Genomic DNA, 18,846 nt, shown 5'->3' with positions numbered 1-18,846 from the left:
AAACCGGCCACCGGCATCCCTGCCTCGCCTCGCCGGGGCGCTCCCGCGCTCATGATGGGCGAATGAGAAAGCGTGTGATGCGGGTGGCCGTGGCGGCGGTGCTGGTGGCACTCGCCCTCCTCGCTACGCCGCTGGCGCTCGGGATCCAGACCTCCTTCTTCGCGGACGAGCGCGATGAGCTGGAGCGTGTGGCCCTGGCCGCCGCCATCCATGTGCCCCCGCAGTTCGTGGCCGGCGACCACGTGGAACTCCCCGCCCATGAGCGGGGAACCGACGTCGGGGTCTACGACCTCTCCGGGCGGCTGCGCAACGGCAGCGGTCCCGGGAAGGCGGACACGATCACCCGGGCGGCCCGGGGCGGGGCGGTGGCCCGAGGGCGCGCCGACCACCAGATCGTGGTGGCCGTGCCCATTGCGACCGGCGAGCAGGTGATCGGTATGGCCCGCGCCTCGACCGGGACACCGCAGGTCTGGCATCGCATCATCCTGGCCTGGCTCGGCCTGGCCGGCGCCGCGCTGGTGGCGCTGGTCACCGCCGTCGTGGTGGCACGCCGACAGGCGCGCACGCTCACCGCGCCGTTGGAGGCGCTCTCGGTGAAGGCCGGAGCGGTGGCGGACGGGGATCTGACCGCGCGCGCCGAAGGCAGCGCGATCGCCGAGATCGACCAGGTGGCGCGTACCCAGAACACCATGGTCGAGCGGCTGGCCCGATGGCTTGAGCACGAGCGCCACTTCACCTCCAACGCCTCCCATCAGCTACGCACCTCGCTGGCCGGTCTCCAGCTAGGTCTGGACGCGGCCGCCGCCGATCCCGACGCGGATCTGAGAGCGGCGGTGACGGAGGCCCTGGAGCGGGTCCGGCATCTTCAGCAGACCGTGGACGAGGTGCTCCGGCTGGCCAGGGCGTCACACCCCGGCGTTCCCGTGACCGCCCGGCCCGCCGCCGAGGTGGTCGAGGGGGTGGAGCGCCGCTGGCACGGCACATTCGCCGCCGAGGGCCGTCGTCTGGACTTCGGTGTCGAGCCCGGTGGGGAAGATCTGCGGATCCCCGATCACACCGCAGAACAGATCCTGGACGTCCTGCTGGACAACGCCCTGCGCCACGGCCACGGCGCGGTCGAGGTCACGGTGCGCGAGATGGGCGGCACAGCCGCCGTCGACGTGTCCGACGAGGGCTCGCTGACGCTCGACCGGCGGGCCGTCTTCGAGCGGGGGGCGACGACATCGCGGGACGGCAGTGGCATCGGGCTGACGCTGGCGCGGGAAATGGCCGAGGCGGCCGGGGGGCGGCTCACCCTCGCCCGGACGACGCCCACCATCTTCACCCTGCTGCTGCCGGTCACGGAGCCACCGCCGCCACCGGAGTGAGCCGGGTGACGGTGGAGGGCGACGGCCCGGGGCCCGGCCGGTCCTGCGTCCGCCCCTGGCGGTGTCACCCCCTCGGCACGTTTTGCCGTCGTCTAACCTCCGTCGCGCTGGGTGTTAACCACCCCCTTTCTAGCGTGGAAGACATCAAGGGTTCGCCCGCGGACGGAGGGCGTCATGAGCAGGCACACCATCGTCGGTGTCAAGGGTTTTGAAGGTGCGGAACAGCCCCTGACGGCGTGGCCCGCCGCCGGCCGGCCGCTCCCGCTCGGGGCCCTCGCGGAGCACTTCGAGCGCATCTGTCACCGTGCCCCGTCCCACAGCGGCGTGATCGGCGAAGAGTGACGCCTCGGGTACGCGGCGCTCAACCGCTGGACGAACCAGCTCGCGCACGGGACGCCCCCGGGCGGTCCCGGCCACGACGCCGGGACAGCCGCGGCCGCGCCCACCGCTCTCCGGCTCACATTTGGGGAGGCTTCTCATGACAACGCTCCTCCGGCCCGCTCCGCTGACGGCTCCCCGTGTCAGCGGCGATCTGCCCGGCCCCCGCTCCACCGTCCTGCTGGCCCATCAGGAGCGTTGGGAGTCGAGCGCGCGGACCTACCCGCGCCATCTGCCCATCGCCCTGGCCGAGGGAGAGGGCAGCTTCGTCCGGGACGTGGACGGCAATGTCTTCATCGACTTCCTCGCCGGCGCCGGGGTGCTGTCGCTCGGCCACAACCATCCGGAGCTGGTGCCGGCCGTGCGGGATCAGCTCGACTCCCTCACCCACGGCCTGGACTTCCCCACCCCCGCCAAGGACGCCTTCACCCAGGCCCAGCTCTCCATGCTGGCGCCGGAGCTGCGCAAGCGCACACGGCTGCACTTCTGCGGGCCGACGGGGGCCAACGCCGTCGAGGCCGCCATCAAGCTCTGCAAGATCGCGACCGGCCGGGGCGACATCATCTCCTTCCAGGGCGCCTTCCACGGCAGCACCCACGCCACGATGGCGCTCAGCGGGCTGGTATCCCAGAAGGCGCCCGTGCGCGACGGCATGCCGGGAGTGCACTTCTTCCCGTACACCGCCAGTGGCCCGGCGCCGGACGGCTGTTCCGTCAACGGCGCCGACCTGCTGGAGCAGGCGCTGCGGGACAGCAACGGCGGTATTCCGCTGCCCGCCGCGGTGATCATGGAGATGGTTCAGGGCGAGGGCGGAAACTTCGTCGCCCGTACCGACTTCGTCCGCAAGGTGCGCGAGGTGACCCGCTCGCTGGGCATCCCCCTGATCGTCGACGAGGTCCAGACCGGCTGCGGACGCACCGGCACCTGGTTCGCCTTCGAGCAGTACGGCATCGAGCCGGATGTCATCGTGGCGTCCAAGGCACTGAGCGGCATCGGTCTGCCGGTCGCCCTCATCCTGTACGACGCCGCGCTGGACACCTGGGCGCCCGGCGCGCACATCGGGACCTTCCGCGGCAATCAACTGGCCTTCGCCGCAGGTGTGGAGACGGTCCGCATCATCCGGCGGGACGACATCCTGGGCAACGTCCGCCGGCAAGGTGCGCGAATCGCGGACCGGCTGGCCGGGCTGACCCACAATCCGTGGGTCCGCCAGGTGCGCGGCCGCGGGCTGATGTGGGGGATCGAACTGGCGGACCCCCGTGACGGCCGCCCGGCCACCGAGGTCGCGGCCGCGGTCCAGCACCATGCGCTGCGCCATGGCCTCATCGTGGAACGCGGCGGACGCGACGACGCCGTGGTACGCATCCTGCCCCCGCTGAACGTCACCGCCGAGGTCGTGGACACGGCCTGCTCAATCCTGGTGGATGCCGTTTCCGCCCGCGCCCATCGTTCCTCTGTTCCCTGAGAGACCTGAGAGGGGCATCGGATGGCTCTCATCGTCCAGAAGTACGGAGGCTCATCGGTACCCACCACCGAGCGGATCAGGCGGGTCGCCGAACGGGTGGTCAGGGCCCATGACGAGGGCCATGACGTGGTCGTGGTGGTGTCCGCCATGGGCGACGCCACCGATGAACTCCTCGCGCTGGCCCAGAACGTGGACACCGCACCCTGTCCGCGGGAGCTGGACACCCTGCTGAGCGTGGGTGAGCAGGTCTCCAGCACGCTGACCGCGATGGCGCTCCACGCGCTCGGTGCCTCGGCGTGCTCCTGTTCCGGCCGCCAGGCCGGGGTGATCACGACCCCGGCCCACGGCGGGGCCCGGATCGTGGACGTGCGGCCACGCCTGGTCCGGGAGGCGCTGGACCGCGGGATCATCCCAGTGGTCACCGGATTCCAGGGAGTGTGCGGAGAAGACGACGACGAGATCACCACCCTGGGCCGCGGCGGCTCCGACACCACGGCGATCGCCCTGGCGGCGGCGCTCAAGGCCGACGTATGCGAAATCTGCACCGATGTGGACGGGGTGCTCACCGCGGATCCGAAGATCGTGCCGGAGGCGAGGCCGATCGACCACCTCACCTATGAGGCCATGCGGGAGCTGGCCGCCGCGGGAGCGCGGGTGCTGGCGCTGTCCAGCGCCGAGTACGCCGAGCGATACGCGGTGCCCCTCCGAGTGCGGTCATCCTACGACGAACATCCGGGCACCGTCGTCTCGGACGAGCCCCAGCGGCCCCCGTCGTACGGGTCCCCCGCCCGGGTCGTCGCCCTGGCCCATGACCCGTCCCGCACGAAGATCACCCTGTCCGGTGTGGTGGGCCGCGCGGGGGCGACGGCGGGCATGATGTACGCCCTGGCCAAGGCGGGGAGCGGGATCGGCACGGCTGAAATCCGTGCCGTCCCGGCCGGCGACGGGCGATACGGCGCGCTCACGCTGGTCCTGCCCGTGACCGACGCCCCCGCCGCGCTGGCCGCCCTGCGGACCTGCCGCCGCGGCATCGGCTACGACGGCCTCACCATCGAGGACGAAGTCGGGACAGCGTCGCTCGTCGGCTCGGGATTCCGGTCGCACGCCGGGACTTTCCTCCTGCTGAGGAAGACGCTGGACGAGATGGGCGTGCCGTTCGAGCCGGTGACGGCGTCGGACACCCGCATTTCGGTACTGTGCCGTGCCTCCCTGCTGCCGGACGCCGTACGCGCCCTGCACAGGGCGTTCGTGGAGATGGAGCCAGCTCAGCCCCTCTGGCAGACCAGATCTGATCAGGCCGTGGCCGTAGTGCGCATGAGGTGAGCACGATGCTGGGAAGTGACCGGAACGAGGCGGTGCCCGGACGGCCGACGTGCGCGTGGGTGCCGAGGTCGCAGAGTCGTCCGGATGGCCTGCTCGCCTGTGCGGGCTGGGACGGTTCGGTCCGGTGGCGGGACGGCGAACGGCTTGAGCGGCTGTTCGAGGAGCGCTGCGACCGGATGCGTGCGCGGGAAAAGGGAGACCGACTCGCGGTGGACGCCGGTGACGTCGCCCTCACGTACGCGCGGCTGGACGAAAGGGCCAACCAGCTCGCTCGTTTCCTCATGGCCGAAGGTGTACGGCCCGGCGACCGGATCGGGTTGCTGCTCGACGAGGCGGTGGACGCCTATGTCGGGATGCTGGCCGTGCTGAAGGCGCACGCCGCGTACGTACCGCTGGATGCCGGGTTCCCGCCGGATCGTCTGAGCTACATCGTGGCCGATGCCTCCGTGCGCATGGTCCTGTCGCTGTCCCGACTCTCCGAGCGGACGCGCCCCCTCGCGGACAGTGCCGAGTTGCTGTTCCTGGATCGGGTGCGGTCCCGGGTCGCGGAGCAGTCCCCCAATCGGCCCGATGCCCTGGCAGCCGGGGAGCAGGCCGACGACCTGTGTTACGTCATCTACACCTCGGGATCCACCGGCCGTCCGAAGGGGGTGGCCGTCGGGCATCCCGCTGTGTGCAACTTCGTCCGGGTGGCCTCGGAGGTCTACGGCATCACTTGCGACGATCGGGTCTACCAGGGGATGACCATCGCTTTCGACTTCTCCGTCGAGGAGACATGGGTGCCCTGGATGGCCGGTGCCACGCTGGTCCCCAGGCCCCAGGGGCCCAGCCTGCTCGGTGCCGAGCTGGACGCGTTCCTGCGGGAGCACCGGGTCTCGGCGCTGTGCTGTGTTCCCACCTTGCTGGCCACCCTGGACGAGAACGCGTCCGAGCTGCGGTTCCTGCTGGTATCCGGGGAACCGTGCCCACAGGATCTCGTCACCCGCTGGCACCGGCCCGGCCGCCGGTTCCTCAATGTCTACGGCCCGACCGAAGCGACCGTCACGGCGACCTGGAGCCCGCTGGCCCCCGACCGTCCGGTGACGATCGGTGTCCCGCTGCCGACGTACTCGGTCGCCGTCCTCGATCCGGAACGGGACACGGCCCTGGCACCGGGCACGATGGGAGAGATCGCGATCGGCGGGATCGGGCTCGCCGACGGATACCTCAACCGGCCCGAGACGACCGAACGTGCCTTCATTCCGGACTTTCTCGGCATCCCCGGGAATCCGTCCGGCAAGATCTACCGGACCGGCGACCTGGGCAAGATCAACGCCCAGGGTGAGGTCGAACATCACGGCCGCATCGACACCCAGGTCAAGATCCGCGGCTACCGCGTGGAACTGACCGAGATCGAGTCGGTCCTGCTGCACGTGCCCGGGATCGCCCAAGCGGTCGTCGGCGAGCAGGAGATCACTCCGGGGACGGTGGAACTGTGTGCCTACTACACCACCTGCGCGGGCATGACCGTGGATTCCGAACAGGCTGTGGCACACCTGCGGGAACGGCTGCCCGGCTACATGGTCCCCGCCTACCTCGAACACCTCACGTCCATCCCGATGCTGCCCAGCGGCAAGGCAGACCGCCGGCATCTGCCGCCACCAACCGGGCCACGCCGGCTCACACAGGGCAATGGCACCGCTCCACGCACCAGTACCGAATGGATGCTGGCCGAACTGCTGGCTGCGGTCCTACAGGTCGAGCGGGTCTGTGTGGACAGCCACTTCTTCGACGACCTCGGTGCCAACTCCCTGCTCATGGCGCGGTTCAACGCGGCCGTGCGCGAACGCGCGGACCTGCCCGCCGTGTCGATGAGGGACGTCTACCTGCATCCCACGGTGCGCCGGCTCGCCACAGCCCTGGCCGAGGCGCCGTCCCCTCCCACGCTCGACCGCGTGCCGCGGCAAACGGCCGCTCCGGTGGTGGGCAGGCTCCGGTACGCCCTGTGCGCGGCTCTCCAGTTCCTCATGTTCCTGGTCTACGTGAGCCTCGCTTCGGTGGCGCTGGACGCCGGCACGTCCTGGATGACGCGGGGACAGGGATGGCTCGATGTCTATGAACGCGCGGTTGCCCTCGGCGCCGTGGCGCTCATCGGCGCGAGCCTGTTCCCGATCGCCGTCAAATGGATACTCATCGGGCGGTGGAAACCGCGGCACATCCAGTTGTGGAGCGTGGCGTATGTCCGCTTCTGGTGTGTCAGAACCCTCATCGTCGCCAACCCGCTGGCCCGCCTGACGGTCGGAACGCCGCTGTACACCCTGTATCTGCGGGCACTCGGCGCCAAGATCGGACCGCGCACCGTGATCTTCACCCGGTGGGTGCCGATCTGTACCGACCTGCTGACCATCGGGGCCGACACCGTGATCCGCAAGGAAACCTTTCTCAACGGCTACCGAGCACGCGACGGGGTCATCGAGACCGGACCGGTCACCATCGGTGCCGGCGCCTTCGTCGGCGAACACAGCACTCTCGACATCGGCGTACGCCTCGGCGACACCGCTCAGCTCGGCCATGCCTCCGCGCTGCACGAAGGCCGGTCGATACCCGCCGGGCAGCACTGGCACGGCTCGCCGGCCCGGCCCGCACCAGAGGGATCCGAGTACCTCACCGTTCCGCCCACCCGCTGCGGCCGCCTGCGGCGAGTGTGTCATAGCCTCGTCACGCTGCTGGTCCTGATGGCCACCGTGGGAGTGGCCGAGGTGGCCGTCGCCGCGCTGCTGGAGGCCCGGCCCGCGCTGGTCAGCACCCTCACAGGAGCAGGCGGCCCCGGCAGTTGGTCGTACTACGCCGACGGCCTGGAGATCGCGACGGCCGTGGTGCTCGGCCTCGCCCTCCTGGGGGCGACCCTCGTACCGGCCCTGTCGCGCGTACTGTCCCGTCCCCTCAGGCAGAACACCGTGTATCCGCTGTACGGAGTGCGCTTCACACTCCAGCGCGCCGTCGCCCGGCTGACCAATATCCGCTTCACCATCGCCCTGTTCGGCGACAGCTCGGCGATCGTGCACTACCTGAGGGCCCTCGGATACCGTCTGGCACCGATCGAGCAGACCGGAACCAACTTCGGCACGATGCTCAAACACGAGGTGCCCGCCCTCAGCCGGGTCGGCACCGGGACCATGGTCTCCGACGGACTGTCCATGGCGAACGCGGAGTACTCCAGCACCTCGTTCCGCACCGCCGTGGCCGCCATCGGAAGCCATAACTACCTGGGCAACAACATCGTCTACCCGGCCGGCGGCAGGACCGGCGACAACTGCCTGCTGGCCACCAAGGCCATGATCCCCGTCAGTGGTCCGGTCAGGGAGAACACCGGACTGCTCGGCTCACCCCCCATCGAGATCCCACGGTCGGTCGAGCGCGACCACCGCTTCGATCACCTCACCAGCGGATCCGGGCTCCGGCGCCGCCTTAGGGCCAAGAACCACCACAACGCCGGGACCATGGCCCTGTTCCTGACCGTGCGCTGCCTGTACGTCTACGGCCTCCTCCTGATCGCGATGTTCCCCCTGACCGGCAACGGCGGGCTGTACTGGCTGGAGACGATCGGCACCGCCCTCCTCGAACTCGCCTTCACGGTCGGCTTCTTCGTGCTGGCCGAACGGGCCGCGCTGGGCTTCCATACCCTGCGGCCACGGTTCTGCTCCATCTACGAGCGGTCCTTCTGGCGGCACGAGCGCTACTGGAAGGTACCGTCCATCGTCTACCTCGTCCTCTTCAACGGCACCCCCTTCAAACCCGTCATCTGGCGGCTGCTCGGCGTCCGCATGGGACACCGGGTCTTCGACGACGGCTGCCGGATCCTGGAACGGACCCTCACCCAGGTCGGCGACGGCTGCGCCCTCAACGCCGGCAGCATCTTGCAGGCACACTCCCTCGAAGAGGGCGTCTTCAAATCCGACCGCATCACCATCGGCAACGGGTGCACGATCGGCACCAGCGCCTTCGTGCACTACGGCGTCGTCATCGACGACCACGCCCACATCGACGCCGACTCCTTCCTCATGAAGGGCGAACACGTACCGGCACACGCCCAGTGGCGCGGCAATCCGGCAGTGGAACTGACCACCGATGCCGCCTGCCGCAGAAGGCCGTAGTCGAGCGTGCCCGAGCGTTCGGGCAGGCGTACCCGCCTTGGCCGTTCGTTCACCGCCCCTGGGCTGCCTGGCCGGCTTGTCAGGCGCCGACGGTTTCCAGCAGGAGGTGGAGGTCGTGGGCGGCTTCGGCGGTGGACAGGGCAGTGATGGCGAGGACCGTGGCCGTCGCGGCGGTGAGGACGGGGTGGCGGCCGAAGGGAGGAGCGAGAAGGGCGGCGACACGACGGGGCACGGGTCCGGCGGCGGCGAGTGGGGTGCGGCGGCCGAGGATGCCCAGGGCGGCGCCCGGAGTGCGGGCGGGGACGTGGTGGGCGGCGAGGGCCGCTTTGCCGACGGTGCGGGCGACCCGCTCGCGGTCGCCGGTGGCGATGGCCGCCTTCTCATCGGCCCACCGTTCGATGGTGTACGTCACGGCCGTGGCGAGGGGGCGTAGCAGGGGGTTGGCGGCGGCGCCGAGCTGGGTCAGGGCGACGAAGGCGTAATGGTGGGCCGTCAGGTGGGCGCGTTCGTGGGCGAGCAGGATGTGGCGCTCGGTTTCGTCCAGGGTGTGCAGCATGCCGGTGGAGACGACGACGCGACCGGGCAGTCCGGGGATCGCGAAGGCGTTGGGGGCCTCGTCATCGATCACGACCAGGCCGTCTTCGGCGGGCATACAGGCCGCTTCCAGGGCGGCGGTGGCCAGGGTGCGGGCGCGCCGCCAGAGCATGCGGGCGGCCATGAGGACGGCGGCGCCGAGCAGGAGGCCCGCGATCAGGGCGACGGACAGTTCGGCGGGGTCGTCGCGCTGTGCGGCGTGGGCCGACCAGTGGCCGAGGGCGGCCGGGTGGGGGAAGCGGATCAGTCCGGTGATGGCCAGCAGCCCCAGTGAGATGGTGGTCGCCGTGCCCAGTACGAGGGCTGAGGCAGTGAGCAGCCAGGTCGCAAGGCGGGGTTCGCATCGCTCCGCCAGGGGGCGTGCTCCGAGGGGAGCGAGCAGGGAGAGCAGCAGGGGGATGTAGACGGCGATGCGCATCTGGACTGCCTCTTCCTACTGGTCGGGGTCGAGCAGTTGGCGCAGCAGATCCGCATCGGTGGTGGACAGCTCGTCGGCGAAGCGGGCGAGGACGTCCTGGCGGTCGGACCGCTCTTCCAGGACCGAGCGCATGCGGCGGGCGGCGAAGCCGGGGTCGTCGGTCACGGGGGCGTAGGCGTAGGCCCGGCCGCGCGGGGTGCGGGTGAGCAACTGCTTGGTATGCATCCGGGTGAGGATCGTCACCACGCTGTTGTAGGCCAGCTCGTTGCCGAGGCGTTCGGTGACCTCCCGGGGGGTCAGCGCGCCGTCGGCCCGCTGAAGCAGTTCAAGGATCTCGGCCTCGCGTGCACCGTTGGGCCGCTTGGGCCCGTGTCCTGGCGTGCGGATACCCATGCGGTTGGCCTCCCCTCTCTCATCACCTACACTCGTGTAGGACTCCTACACCGGTGTAAAAGCTGTTGTCTCCCAAGTGTGCCATGCACGCGTGCCTGGGCAGAACTCTGCCTTGGGCGGGCACGGCCGGAAAGGACCCTGCGGTGCCGTTGGCCCTCAACCCGCTGAATACCGCCCAACCGCTGACAGCGTTCGGCACGGCGGGCATCTTCCTGGTGCTGTTCGCCAAGACCGGACTGCTCATCGGCCGCCACGCCGGGCGGGCCCTGCTGGCCCGCACCCGCGGCCGGCACGTGATCGACGGTGTGCGGCGTGCGGAGGAGCTGCTCGCCCGCTACGGCCATGGCAGGGCGATCACGCTCGCCCGGTTCATCCCGGTCCTGGCCCACACCGCCGCGGAGCCGACCGTGGGGAGCGCCAAGTGAAGATCACCTTCCTGATCCACAATGTGTACGCGATCGGCGGCACGATCCGCACCACGCTCAATCTCGCCGCGGCCCTCGCCGACCGGCACGAGGTGACGATCGTGTCGATGCTCCGCCACCGGACCCGCCCGCGCTTCGTCATCGATCCACGGGTGACGGTGGTGCCGCTGGTCGACCTACGCGCGGACGCCGCCGACCCCCTGCTCCATCAGCCGGCCGAGGTCTTCCCCACCGCCGAGAAGCGGTACAAGCAGTACAGCCGCCTCACCGACCAGCGGGCGCGGGAGTACCTGCGGAGCTGCGACGCGGACGTGATCATCGGCACCCGGCCGGGCATCAATGTGTACCTGGCCCGCTTCGCCCCGCCCCGGGCGCTGCGCATCGCCCAGGAGCACCTCACCCACGACACGCACACCAAGAAGCTGCGCGCCCAGCTCGCCCGGCAGTACCGCGGCCTGGACGCCGTGGTCACCACGACCGACGCCGACGCGGCCGTCTACCGGGCGAGGATGCGGCTGCCGGGCGTGCGGATCCTGGCCATACCCAACAGCGTGCCCGACCCCGGCCTGCCGCCCACCGACGGCGGCGCCCCCGCCATCGCCGCGGCCGGACGACTGGTGCGCGCCAAACGGTTCGACCTGCTCATCGAGGCATTCACCGATGTCGCCGCGAAGCACCCCGACTGGTCGCTGCGCGTTTACGGCGCGGGCGCCGACAAAGAGCGGCTCCAGCGGCTGATCGAGGAGCAGGGCCTGGGCGGCCGGGCGGCACTGATGGGCGCGGTCTCCCCGATCGAGGCCGAGTTCGCGAAGGCGTCGATCGTCGCCTCCGCCTCCGACGCGGAGTCCTTCGGCATGACGCTGGTCGAGGCGATGCGCTGTGGCACACCGGTGGTCGCCACCGACTGCCCGCTCGGCCCGGCCGAGATCATCAACGACGGCGTCGACGGCCGCCTGGTCCCCATGGGCGACCGGCAGGCGCTGGCCGCCGCGCTGGGCGACCTGATCACCGACGAGCCCGACCGCCACCGCATGGGCGAGGCCGCCCGCGACGCGGCCCGCCGCTTCGATCCGGCCCATGTGGCCCACGTCTACGAGGAGCTGTTCGGCGACCTCGCCGCCACGCGTTCCGCCCGTGCGTGGCAGCGCCGCAAGGCCCGCTGGCGCAACCGTGCGGGCCGGGCCCTGCGCCGTCTGCGCCACTGACCCCGATCCCGCTGACCGCGGTCGCCCGCGCCGTTCCCCAGCGGACACGGCCCGCTCCATCCACCACAGAAACGGATCCAGATGAGTGCCATCAGCATCGGCCAGGCGGCCATCCTCGGCATCGTCGAAGGCATCACGGAGTTCCTGCCCGTCTCCTCCACCGGCCATCTGAAGATCACCGAAGGGCTGATGGGCATCCCGGTCGACGACACCTCCGTGGTCGGCTTCACCGCCGTCATCCAGGTCGGCGCGATCGCCGCGGTGCTGGTGTACTTCTTCCAGGACATCGTGCGGATCGTCTCCGCCTGGATCCGCGGACTCGCCCACCGTGAGCAGCGGTACCACCACGACTACAAGTTCGCCTGGTGGGTCATCTGCGCCACCATCCCGATCGTGATCGTGGGCCTGGCCGCGAAGCCGCTCATCGAGGGCCCGCTCGCGTCCCTGTGGGTGGTCGCCGGCTCCCTCGTCGCCGGGTCCGCTGTGATGTGGGTGGCCGACCAGATGGGCCGCCACAAACGCGGCGAGGACGACACGGGCTTCAAGGACGCCATGCTGGTGGGCTGTTCGCAGATTCTCGCGCTGCTCTTCCCCGGCTTCTCCCGCTCCGGCGCCACCATGTCCACCGCGCTCATCCTCGACCTGGACCGGGTGGCCGCCACCCGCCTGTCCTTCTTCCTCGGCATCCCGGCGCTGACCGGCGCGGGCCTGTACGAGCTGAAGGACGCCGTCGGCGCCGGGGTCGGCAGCGCCCCCCTCGTGGTGGGCACCGCTGTCTCGTTCGTGGTCGCCTACGCCTCGATCGCCTGGCTGCTGAAGTTCGTCGCCAAGCACTCCTTCAACGCGTTCGTCATCTACCGCGTCGCCGTCGGCCTGCTGCTCCTCGGCCTGCTGGGTACCGGGGTGCTCGCCGCATGACCGTGGTGAGTGCGGTCATGCGGCCGCGACGCCGGATACCGTGGCCGGCGCTGGTCGCACTCGGCTATGCGGCGGCCCAACTCGCCCTTGTGGTACCGCATCTGGGGCTGGGCTGGGACGAAACGGTGTACCTCTCCCAGGTCGACCCGCACCGCCCGGCGGCGTACTTCAGCGCCCCGCGCTCACGCGGCATCAGCCTTCTGGCCGCCCCTGTGCTCGCCGTCACCGACTCCGGCGGTGGCACCGTGCTCCGGGTCGTCCTGGCGCTGCTCTCCGCCGCCGCCCTGTACGCGGCCTACCGCGTCTGGCAGCCGCTGCTCGGCCCGGGGCGGACCGCCCTGGCCGCGCTGCTGTTCGCCGGTCTGTGGACCACTGTGCTCTACGGGCCGCAGGCCATGCCCAACCTGTGGGTGGCCCTGTCCGCGGTGGCGGCCGTCGGCTGGTTCCTGCGTGCCGCACACCCACCCGCGGGGCGGCGGGCCCTGCTCGGCCTGGGCGCCATGGTCGCGGCCGCCACCTGCTTCCGCTTCTCCGACGGCGTCTGGCTCGCCCTGCCCCTGCTCGCGGCGTGCGCGATCGTCCCGGCCTGGCGGCGACCGGCGCCCGCGCTCGCCGTCGTCGGCGGGTTCGCCGTGGGTGGCGCCGAGTGGATCGCGGAGGCGTACGTGCGCTGGGGCGGGGTCGGCGCCCGGCTGCACCTCTCCAGCGCCACCGAGGGCGGCATGGGCGCGCACTGGGCGGGCGGCATGGCATGGCGCAGCCTCGACGGCCCCCTGCTCTGTCGCCCCTGCCACGTCCCGCTCACCCATCCCGAGCTCACCCTGTGGTGGCTGGCCCTGCCCGCCCTCGCCCTTGCCGCCTGCGTCGTAGCCTGGCGCACCCGCCGTGACGCGGTCATCCTGCTCCCCATCGCCTGCGCCACCGCGCTGAGTACCCCCTACCTGCTGCTCATCGACTACTCCGCACCGCGCTTCCTGCTGCCCGTGTACGCCCTGCTCTCCCTTCCGCTCGCCACCCTGGCCGCACACTCCGCGCGGGCCATCCGCCCGCCCCGCGCCCGCGCCCTGGCCGCCGGGCTGGCCGCCGTGCTGCTCGCCCTGCACCTGTCCGCGCAGTACGAGGTCCTCGACCGCAACACGGCCGCCGCCCGCGCCACCGCCGCCCGCTACCGCGCCGCCGCCCACGACCTGCGCGGCCTCGGACTCACCCCGCCCTGCCTGGTCAGCGGCGCACACGCCCCGCCGATCGGCTACGACGCCGGCTGCGCCTCCGCCAATGTCCGCGGCAACAACCGCAACATCACCGCACACACCCTGCTGCACCGCGCCGCCCGCGAACCCGCCGCCGCCCTCGCCAGGATCCGCTCCGGCCCTCCCCGCTACGCCCGTACCTGGACCCCCCACCCCCTGCCGCACACCGGGCTCACGGCCTACACGCCTCCCCATTGACCGGCGGCCGTGGCGGGCCCCGTCGCCGTGCCAGTGGGGCCGCCACCCGTGTCGGACGGCCGTGCCGACATCGGCCGCGGCCACGTCCTGCCTGCGCGGCGGGGTGTCGTCGACGTCGAGCTTCGTCTCGCAGGCCGCCGAGTCAGCGAACCGGAGCAAACCGTCCGGCAGGCGTTCAGGACACGTTCAGGCTGCGGCAGGCAGGGTCGTAACAGCGCCGCCGTTTGCGAGCGGCCCATCCCACGGGGCGCTCGGCCCCTCCGGCACGGGCGCCGTTACCCCCGATCAGACGGGAGCACAGGACATTGGGGAAGCCAGAAGTCGTCACGGACCTCGACGTCGCGAGTACGAGCACGTCGGTGATCAAGAAGTTGCCCGAGGCCACCCTGGCCTTCTGGATCATGAAGATCGCCGCGACGACCCTGGGTGAGACGGCCGGAGACCTCTTCGCCCAGACTCTGAAGCTGGGCTACTTCCTCACCACGATCGCGCTCTTCCTGATCTTCGTGGTGACTCTCGTCGTCCAGCTCAGGTCCCGCCGCTACAACCCCTTCTTCTACTGGACCGTGATCCTGTCGACCAGCATGGCCGGCACCACCATGTCCGACTTCATGAACCGTGACGCCAGCGCCAAGTACCTCTCGGGCGGCGCCGCATCGCTCGGCTGGGGCCCGCAGGGCCTCGGCCTGGGCTACCCGGTCGGCGCGGCGATCCTGATCTCGATCCTGCTGGTGATCTTCCTGGCGTGGAAGGTGAGCGGGATGACCTTCCAGATCCGCGACATCGTGACCTTCCGGGGTGAGGCGCTCTTCTGGTCGGCCATCCTCGTCTCCAACACGCTCGGCACATCGATGGGAGACTTCCTGTCCGACAGCTCCGGCCTGGGCTACGCGGGTGGTGCGCTCCTGGTCACCGGGGTGCTGGCCGTCCTCGTCGCGTTGATGAAGGCCCCCGTGGTACCGAACGTGCTGCTGTTCTGGATCGCCTTCGTCCTCACCCGGCCGCTCGGCGCCACCGCGGGCGACTTCCTCACCAAGCCGGTCGCCAAGGGCGGCCTCGACCTGGGTACGGCGGGCTCGTCCGCCGTCCTGCTGGCCGTCCTGTTCGGGCTGATGGCCTACGCCCACGCGCAGGAGCGCCGGGCGCCCGGCCCGCGGAGCGCGGAGCGGGAGCACGTCACCCAGCAGGCAGAGTGACGGTGAATCGCGCCCCGGGTGCGTGCCCGGCGTCGTAGGACACCTCGCCGCCCGCGGAACGGGCCAGACGGCGCGCGAGCGGCAGTCCGAGGCCCGCTCCGTGGTGACCGTCGCCGGGATCGGCGCGCCGCCCCGGCTGGAAGAGCTCGCCGACGAACGCCTCCGGTACGCCCGGTCCGTCGTCGGTGATGTCGATCGCCACGCCGCCGGGCGTGCGCCGCCCGGTCATGGTGACGGTGGAACGGGCGTAGCGGACGGCGTTGGCGAGCAGCGGGCTGACGACACGTTCGAGGAAGGCCGGTGTCACTCCCGCCTCCAGTCGCGCGTCGTCGGCCGCCACCACGGCCTTCACCCGAGCCGGTGGGGCGAGGCGTTGGGTCATGTGGCGCAGAACGGATACGACATCGGCCATGCCGGGAGCCGTCGAGGCGTCGGCCGCGTTCTCCCGGGCGTCGCGGAGGAGCGTGTCGCAGATGGTCCGCATGGACCGGGCGGCCTCGTCGATCGCCTCGTGGGTGGCGCGGGTCTCCGCGGCGGAGCGGGGCCGGGATCGCCACCAGTCGAGTTCGGCGATGATCCGGGCGAGTGGCGTCCGCAGCTCGTGGGACAGCTCCCCCGTCAGTTGCTGCTCGTGACGCAGCACGGCGCGTATGCGGTCCAGCAACGCGTCCAGCGAGGTGCCCAGACGGGCCAGTTCGGCCGGGCCTCGCCCGGTGCTGAAGCGTTCTCCGGAAGCCACGGCACCCCACTGGGTGGCCTGGTCGGTCATGGTCCGCACCGGGCGCAGTGCCCGGCCGACCGCGAGGCGTGTCAGCACGTAGGCGCAGACAAGCATGGCCGCGTCCAGGATCAGCGATCCCAGCAGCAGGGTGTCCGCGGAACTCTGGTACGGGGTGAGGTCGAGGGCCGTGACGACGGTGGCGGGGGCATCGCCACCGGGCACGGGCCGGGCGCACAGGCGGAGGGACCGTTGGCCCTCGGCGTGGACGGTCGCGCAGTCGGGCGCACCCCGCGCGGCGATCCGGTCGGCGGTCCGGGTGAGAGGGCTGCCCGCCGAGGCGGCGGGCGGCTTTTCCAGCAGGCGCTTCCCTGCGTAGATCCACACGTTCGTGTCCAGTAGCTGATCGTTGGCGGTCTCCAGGACGCGCACCCGGGGGCCGCGGGTGTCGACGGTCGCGGCGACGGCGGTCGCCCGGGCCCGCAGCTCGTCGTCCGCCTGGTGCCGCAGGTGCCGTTCCACCACGGTGTTGAACACGACGGTCAGCGCCGTGATCAGCAGCGCGGCGGTGGTCAGCGCGACGAGCGAGAGCCGTCCGCGCAAGGTACGGGGAGCCAGGGCGCGAAGCACCCGTCGGTGCCAGGTGGATCTCATGACAGGCGATGCCCGATCCCGCGCGCGGTGGCGATGGTCAGGCCGCTGTCCGTCTCCCGCAGTTTGCGGCGCAGCCTGGTCAGGTACTGGTCCAGGGTGTTGTCGCTGACCTGTCCGCCTTCGGGCCAGCCCGCCCGGACCAGATCACGGCGGCACACCAGTTCCCCGTCCGCGGCGACGAGCGTGGCGAGCAGCCGGAACTCCGTCGGGGACAGGGCGACCCGGGTACCGTGCACCGTCGCGCTGTGCCGGACCGCGTCCAGGACCAGAGCCCCGGCCGTATCGGCCGCCGGAAGCGCGGCCCGTTTGAGCGCCGCCCGCAGCCGGGCGGCGAGCTCGGCGAGGTGGAACGGCTTCGGCAGGTAGTCGTCGCCCCCGGCCGAGAAGCCGGACAGCCGGTCGGTGAGGTGGTGCCGTGCGGTCAGGAAGATGACCGGGGCGTGGAACCCGCCCGCGCGCATGGCCTGGCATACGTCCCGTCCGTCCGCGTCGGGCAGGCCGATGTCCAGGACGACCGCCGAGATGTCGGCGGTGACCAGGCGTAGGGCGGTGGCACCGTCGGTGGCCGGAACGGGATCGAAGTCTTCGTCGTACAGACCGCGACGGAGCACATCACGCAGGGCGTGATCATCCTCGACGATCAGGATCTTGCGGCGCATGGTCCTCCGGCGGTCTCTCAGCGGTAGGGGCCGTATCGGTGGGGGCGGGGAAGAGGGCGGGCAGCCACCGGCCCGCGGCACACAGACACGCTCCCAGCCAGCCGACGGCGAACAGCCAGCCGCCGAGAACGTCGGTGAACCAGTGCACCCCGAGATAGACACGGGTCAGCCCGACCAGCATGCCCCAACAGCCGATGACGACCCTGAACGATGTCGCTCCGCGCGGCGCGCGCAGGGTCAGCGCGACGATCAGCAGCCCGGCGGTCAGCGCCGCCGTGGTGGCGTGTCCCGAGGGGAACGCCCAGCCGCTCGCATGCGCCGCCCAGTCGCCCCGCGGAGGGCGGGAGCGGTGGACGAGTTCCAGCACGCCGTACCGCAGTGCCTGCCCCGCGCCGAGACAGGCGAGGCAGAACGCGGCGGCGAGCAGCCGGTGCCGCACGCCTCGTGCCGCCAGGAAACCGGCCAGCGTGACGAGTATGTACGGGATGGCTCCCGTCCCGGTGTCGGTCACTCCGCGGGCGAGGGTCCGCAGTACACCCGGGCGGTGGCCGACGGACCATCCGAGGAGGCCGTTGTCCAGCCACAGCGGGGCACCGGCGCCGCCCACGACGACCGCGGTCAGCACCCCCAGCGCCGTCCACGCGCCCAGAGCGGCGCTTCCGGCCAGTCCGGTGGCGTCCCTGCGATTCACCAAGCCACCGCTCCGTCGGAGGACAGGATCATCTACCGGCCTCCTCCGCTTTCGCGTGCCTGCGACTCCGGTACAGCTCCGCGCCGAGCGGAATCAGCGACACCGCCACGATCAGCGCGACCAAGGGCAGCAGATAGCGGTCCACATTCGGGATCGAGGAGCCCAGGGCGTACCCCGCGAGCGTCAGTCCGACGCTCCACACCAGCCCGCCGATGACCTGCCATACGGTGAAGACCCGAATCGGTACGCGCAGGGCCCCCGCCAGGGGGTTCAGCACGGTCCGGACCACCGGCACGAATCTCGCCAGCACGATCGCCTTCGCATAACCGTATCGCCCCAGCAGATCCTCCGCCCGCCGCATCCCCTCGTGCAGCCGGGCGGAGCGGCCACGGGCGAGCAGCGCGCCGCCTGCCCTGCGGCCGATCAGATATCCGCACTGTGAGCCGGCCAGCGCGCCCACCGCCGCGGCGGCCAGCAGCGGCCCCAGCGACAGCCGCACGCCGTGTCCGCCGCTGCCCACGCAGAGTAGGCCCGCGGTGAACAGCAGGGAGTCACCCGGCAGGAAGAAGCCGATGAGCAGCCCCGTCTCGGCGAACATCACCACGCCGACGCCCAGCACGCCGAAAGCGCTCAGCAGCGACCGCGCGTCGAGTACGTTGACGGCCAACTGCGATGAAAGCCATGCGGGTGTGGTCATCGGCATGAGCCCTTTCTCACGGACGATTTCTCGCGGACGACTTCTTGCGTACGACTTCTCGCGTACGACTTCTTACGAACGACCGGACGCATGACTTCACGTCCGACTACAGGCAGGTAGACGGTCTACATTACTGTAGACGCTCGCAGGGCGGAGGGCGTTCC

16 protein-coding genes are annotated in these 18,846 nt (G+C 71.1%); 10 read left to right on the top strand and 6 right to left on the bottom strand.

Going from position 1 to position 18,846, the window contains the following annotated elements:
* Nucleotides 1-62: 62 nt before the first annotated feature.
* From ACK1X7_RS46225 to ACK1X7_RS46205, 5 genes are all read left to right on the top strand, one after another.
* Nucleotides 63-1,367 carry a HAMP domain-containing sensor histidine kinase gene (locus ACK1X7_RS46225; RefSeq protein ID WP_413116722.1) on the top strand — a complete coding sequence of 435 codons (1,305 nt, stop codon included), beginning with the start codon at nucleotides 63-65 and terminating at the stop codon, nucleotides 1,365-1,367.
* Between the two features lie 174 nt (nucleotides 1,368-1,541).
* Nucleotides 1,542-1,709, top strand: coding sequence for a hypothetical protein (locus ACK1X7_RS46220; protein ID WP_390792316.1), 168 nt, complete (start codon nucleotides 1,542-1,544; stop codon nucleotides 1,707-1,709).
* 136 nt (nucleotides 1,710-1,845) lie between these two features.
* Nucleotides 1,846-3,210, top strand: a complete 1,365-nt coding sequence (locus ACK1X7_RS46215; protein ID WP_398158819.1) for an aspartate aminotransferase family protein — start codon at nucleotides 1,846-1,848, stop codon at nucleotides 3,208-3,210.
* 21 nt (nucleotides 3,211-3,231) lie between these two features.
* Entirely contained in the window at nucleotides 3,232-4,533 is a 1,302-nt protein-coding gene (locus ACK1X7_RS46210) for an aspartate kinase (protein WP_385155818.1), read from the top strand.
* Nucleotides 4,534-4,538: 5 nt separating this feature from the next.
* The gene (locus tag ACK1X7_RS46205; RefSeq protein ID WP_413116721.1) at nucleotides 4,539-8,666 is read left to right on the top strand and encodes a Pls/PosA family non-ribosomal peptide synthetase; all 4,128 of its coding nucleotides are present in this window, start codon (nucleotides 4,539-4,541) and stop codon (nucleotides 8,664-8,666) included.
* Between the two features lie 79 nt (nucleotides 8,667-8,745).
* Here the strand turns inward: ACK1X7_RS46205 and ACK1X7_RS46200 are convergent, their stop codons facing one another.
* Together ACK1X7_RS46200 and ACK1X7_RS46195 are read right to left on the bottom strand one after the other, a co-directional pair.
* Nucleotides 8,746-9,678 carry a M56 family metallopeptidase gene (locus tag ACK1X7_RS46200; protein ID WP_398158821.1) on the bottom strand — a complete coding sequence of 311 codons (933 nt, stop codon included), beginning with the start codon at nucleotides 9,676-9,678 and terminating at the stop codon, nucleotides 8,746-8,748.
* 15 nt (nucleotides 9,679-9,693) lie between these two features.
* Entirely contained in the window at nucleotides 9,694-10,071 is a 378-nt protein-coding gene (locus ACK1X7_RS46195; protein ID WP_216339796.1) for a BlaI/MecI/CopY family transcriptional regulator, read from the bottom strand.
* 143 nt (nucleotides 10,072-10,214) lie between these two features.
* On the opposite strand from ACK1X7_RS46195, the gene ACK1X7_RS46190 reads away from it, so the two are divergent.
* The 5 genes from ACK1X7_RS46190 (at nucleotide 10,215) to ACK1X7_RS46170 (ending at nucleotide 15,263) form a co-directional block, all read left to right on the top strand.
* Complete coding sequence (locus tag ACK1X7_RS46190) at nucleotides 10,215-10,496, top strand: hypothetical protein (RefSeq protein ID WP_385155810.1); 282 nt, start codon at nucleotides 10,215-10,217, stop codon at nucleotides 10,494-10,496.
* The gene (locus ACK1X7_RS46185) at nucleotides 10,493-11,701 is read left to right on the top strand and encodes a glycosyltransferase family 4 protein (RefSeq protein ID WP_413116720.1); all 1,209 of its coding nucleotides are present in this window, start codon (nucleotides 10,493-10,495) and stop codon (nucleotides 11,699-11,701) included. Before ACK1X7_RS46190 ends, ACK1X7_RS46185 begins: the two co-directional genes overlap by 4 nt.
* A gap of 81 nt (nucleotides 11,702-11,782) precedes the next feature.
* Nucleotides 11,783-12,619 carry an undecaprenyl-diphosphate phosphatase gene (locus tag ACK1X7_RS46180; RefSeq protein WP_385150721.1) on the top strand — a complete coding sequence of 279 codons (837 nt, stop codon included), beginning with the start codon at nucleotides 11,783-11,785 and terminating at the stop codon, nucleotides 12,617-12,619.
* Nucleotides 12,616-14,067, top strand: coding sequence for a hypothetical protein (locus ACK1X7_RS46175; RefSeq protein WP_413116719.1), 1,452 nt, complete (start codon nucleotides 12,616-12,618; stop codon nucleotides 14,065-14,067). The genes ACK1X7_RS46180 and ACK1X7_RS46175 overlap by 4 nt, the downstream gene beginning before the upstream one ends.
* Before the next feature lie 305 nt (nucleotides 14,068-14,372).
* On the top strand, nucleotides 14,373-15,263 hold the full coding sequence (locus tag ACK1X7_RS46170) for a hypothetical protein (RefSeq protein WP_398158824.1): 891 nt from the start codon (nucleotides 14,373-14,375) through the stop codon (nucleotides 15,261-15,263).
* Here ACK1X7_RS46170 and ACK1X7_RS46165 read toward each other — a convergent pair.
* The 4 genes from ACK1X7_RS46165 to ACK1X7_RS46150 are packed head-to-tail and all read right to left on the bottom strand — an operon-like array spanning nucleotide 15,244 to nucleotide 18,682.
* Nucleotides 15,244-16,635, bottom strand: coding sequence for a sensor histidine kinase (locus ACK1X7_RS46165; protein WP_385150729.1), 1,392 nt, complete (start codon nucleotides 16,633-16,635; stop codon nucleotides 15,244-15,246). The two genes, ACK1X7_RS46170 and ACK1X7_RS46165, sit on opposite strands and share 20 nt — an antisense overlap.
* Nucleotides 16,632-17,294 (bottom strand): response regulator transcription factor, encoded by a 663-nt coding sequence (locus tag ACK1X7_RS46160; RefSeq protein ID WP_382946856.1) that lies wholly within the window; start codon nucleotides 17,292-17,294, stop codon nucleotides 16,632-16,634. Before ACK1X7_RS46160 ends, ACK1X7_RS46165 begins: the two co-directional genes overlap by 4 nt.
* Nucleotides 17,263-17,985 (bottom strand): phosphatase PAP2 family protein, encoded by a 723-nt coding sequence (locus tag ACK1X7_RS46155; RefSeq protein ID WP_385150765.1) that lies wholly within the window; start codon nucleotides 17,983-17,985, stop codon nucleotides 17,263-17,265. The genes ACK1X7_RS46160 and ACK1X7_RS46155 overlap by 32 nt, the downstream gene beginning before the upstream one ends.
* A gap of 28 nt (nucleotides 17,986-18,013) precedes the next feature.
* Entirely contained in the window at nucleotides 18,014-18,682 is a 669-nt protein-coding gene (locus ACK1X7_RS46150) for a DedA family protein (protein WP_382946850.1), read from the bottom strand.
* Nucleotides 18,683-18,846 lie beyond the last annotated feature (164 nt).

The organism is Streptomyces sp. CY-1, assembly GCF_047218265.1.
Classification (GTDB): Bacteria; Actinomycetota; Actinomycetes; order Streptomycetales; family Streptomycetaceae; genus Streptomyces; species Streptomyces niphimycinicus.
This window is presented reverse-complemented; position numbering and strand designations above follow the sequence as displayed.

Excerpts from the sequence above, each read along its gene's own strand:
- ACK1X7_RS46225 (WP_413116722.1), top strand. The coding sequence starts at position 63 with ATGAGAAAGCGTGTGATGCGGGTGGCCGTGGCGGCGGTGCTGGTGGCA.
- ACK1X7_RS46220 (WP_390792316.1), top strand. The coding sequence starts at position 1,542 with ATGAGCAGGCACACCATCGTCGGTGTCAAGGGTTTTGAAGGTGCGGAA.
- ACK1X7_RS46215 (WP_398158819.1), top strand. The coding sequence starts at position 1,846 with ATGACAACGCTCCTCCGGCCCGCTCCGCTGACGGCTCCCCGTGTCAGC.
- ACK1X7_RS46210 (WP_385155818.1), top strand. The coding sequence starts at position 3,232 with ATGGCTCTCATCGTCCAGAAGTACGGAGGCTCATCGGTACCCACCACC.
- ACK1X7_RS46205 (WP_413116721.1), top strand. The coding sequence starts at position 4,539 with ATGCTGGGAAGTGACCGGAACGAGGCGGTGCCCGGACGGCCGACGTGC.
- ACK1X7_RS46200 (WP_398158821.1), bottom strand. The coding sequence starts at position 9,678 with ATGCGCATCGCCGTCTACATCCCCCTGCTGCTCTCCCTGCTCGCTCCC.
- ACK1X7_RS46195 (WP_216339796.1), bottom strand. The coding sequence starts at position 10,071 with ATGGGTATCCGCACGCCAGGACACGGGCCCAAGCGGCCCAACGGTGCA.
- ACK1X7_RS46180 (WP_385150721.1), top strand. The coding sequence starts at position 11,783 with ATGAGTGCCATCAGCATCGGCCAGGCGGCCATCCTCGGCATCGTCGAA.
- ACK1X7_RS46175 (WP_413116719.1), top strand. The coding sequence starts at position 12,616 with ATGACCGTGGTGAGTGCGGTCATGCGGCCGCGACGCCGGATACCGTGG.
- ACK1X7_RS46165 (WP_385150729.1), bottom strand. The coding sequence starts at position 16,635 with ATGAGATCCACCTGGCACCGACGGGTGCTTCGCGCCCTGGCTCCCCGT.
- ACK1X7_RS46160 (WP_382946856.1), bottom strand. The coding sequence starts at position 17,294 with ATGCGCCGCAAGATCCTGATCGTCGAGGATGATCACGCCCTGCGTGAT.
- ACK1X7_RS46150 (WP_382946850.1), bottom strand. The coding sequence starts at position 18,682 with ATGACCACACCCGCATGGCTTTCATCGCAGTTGGCCGTCAACGTACTC.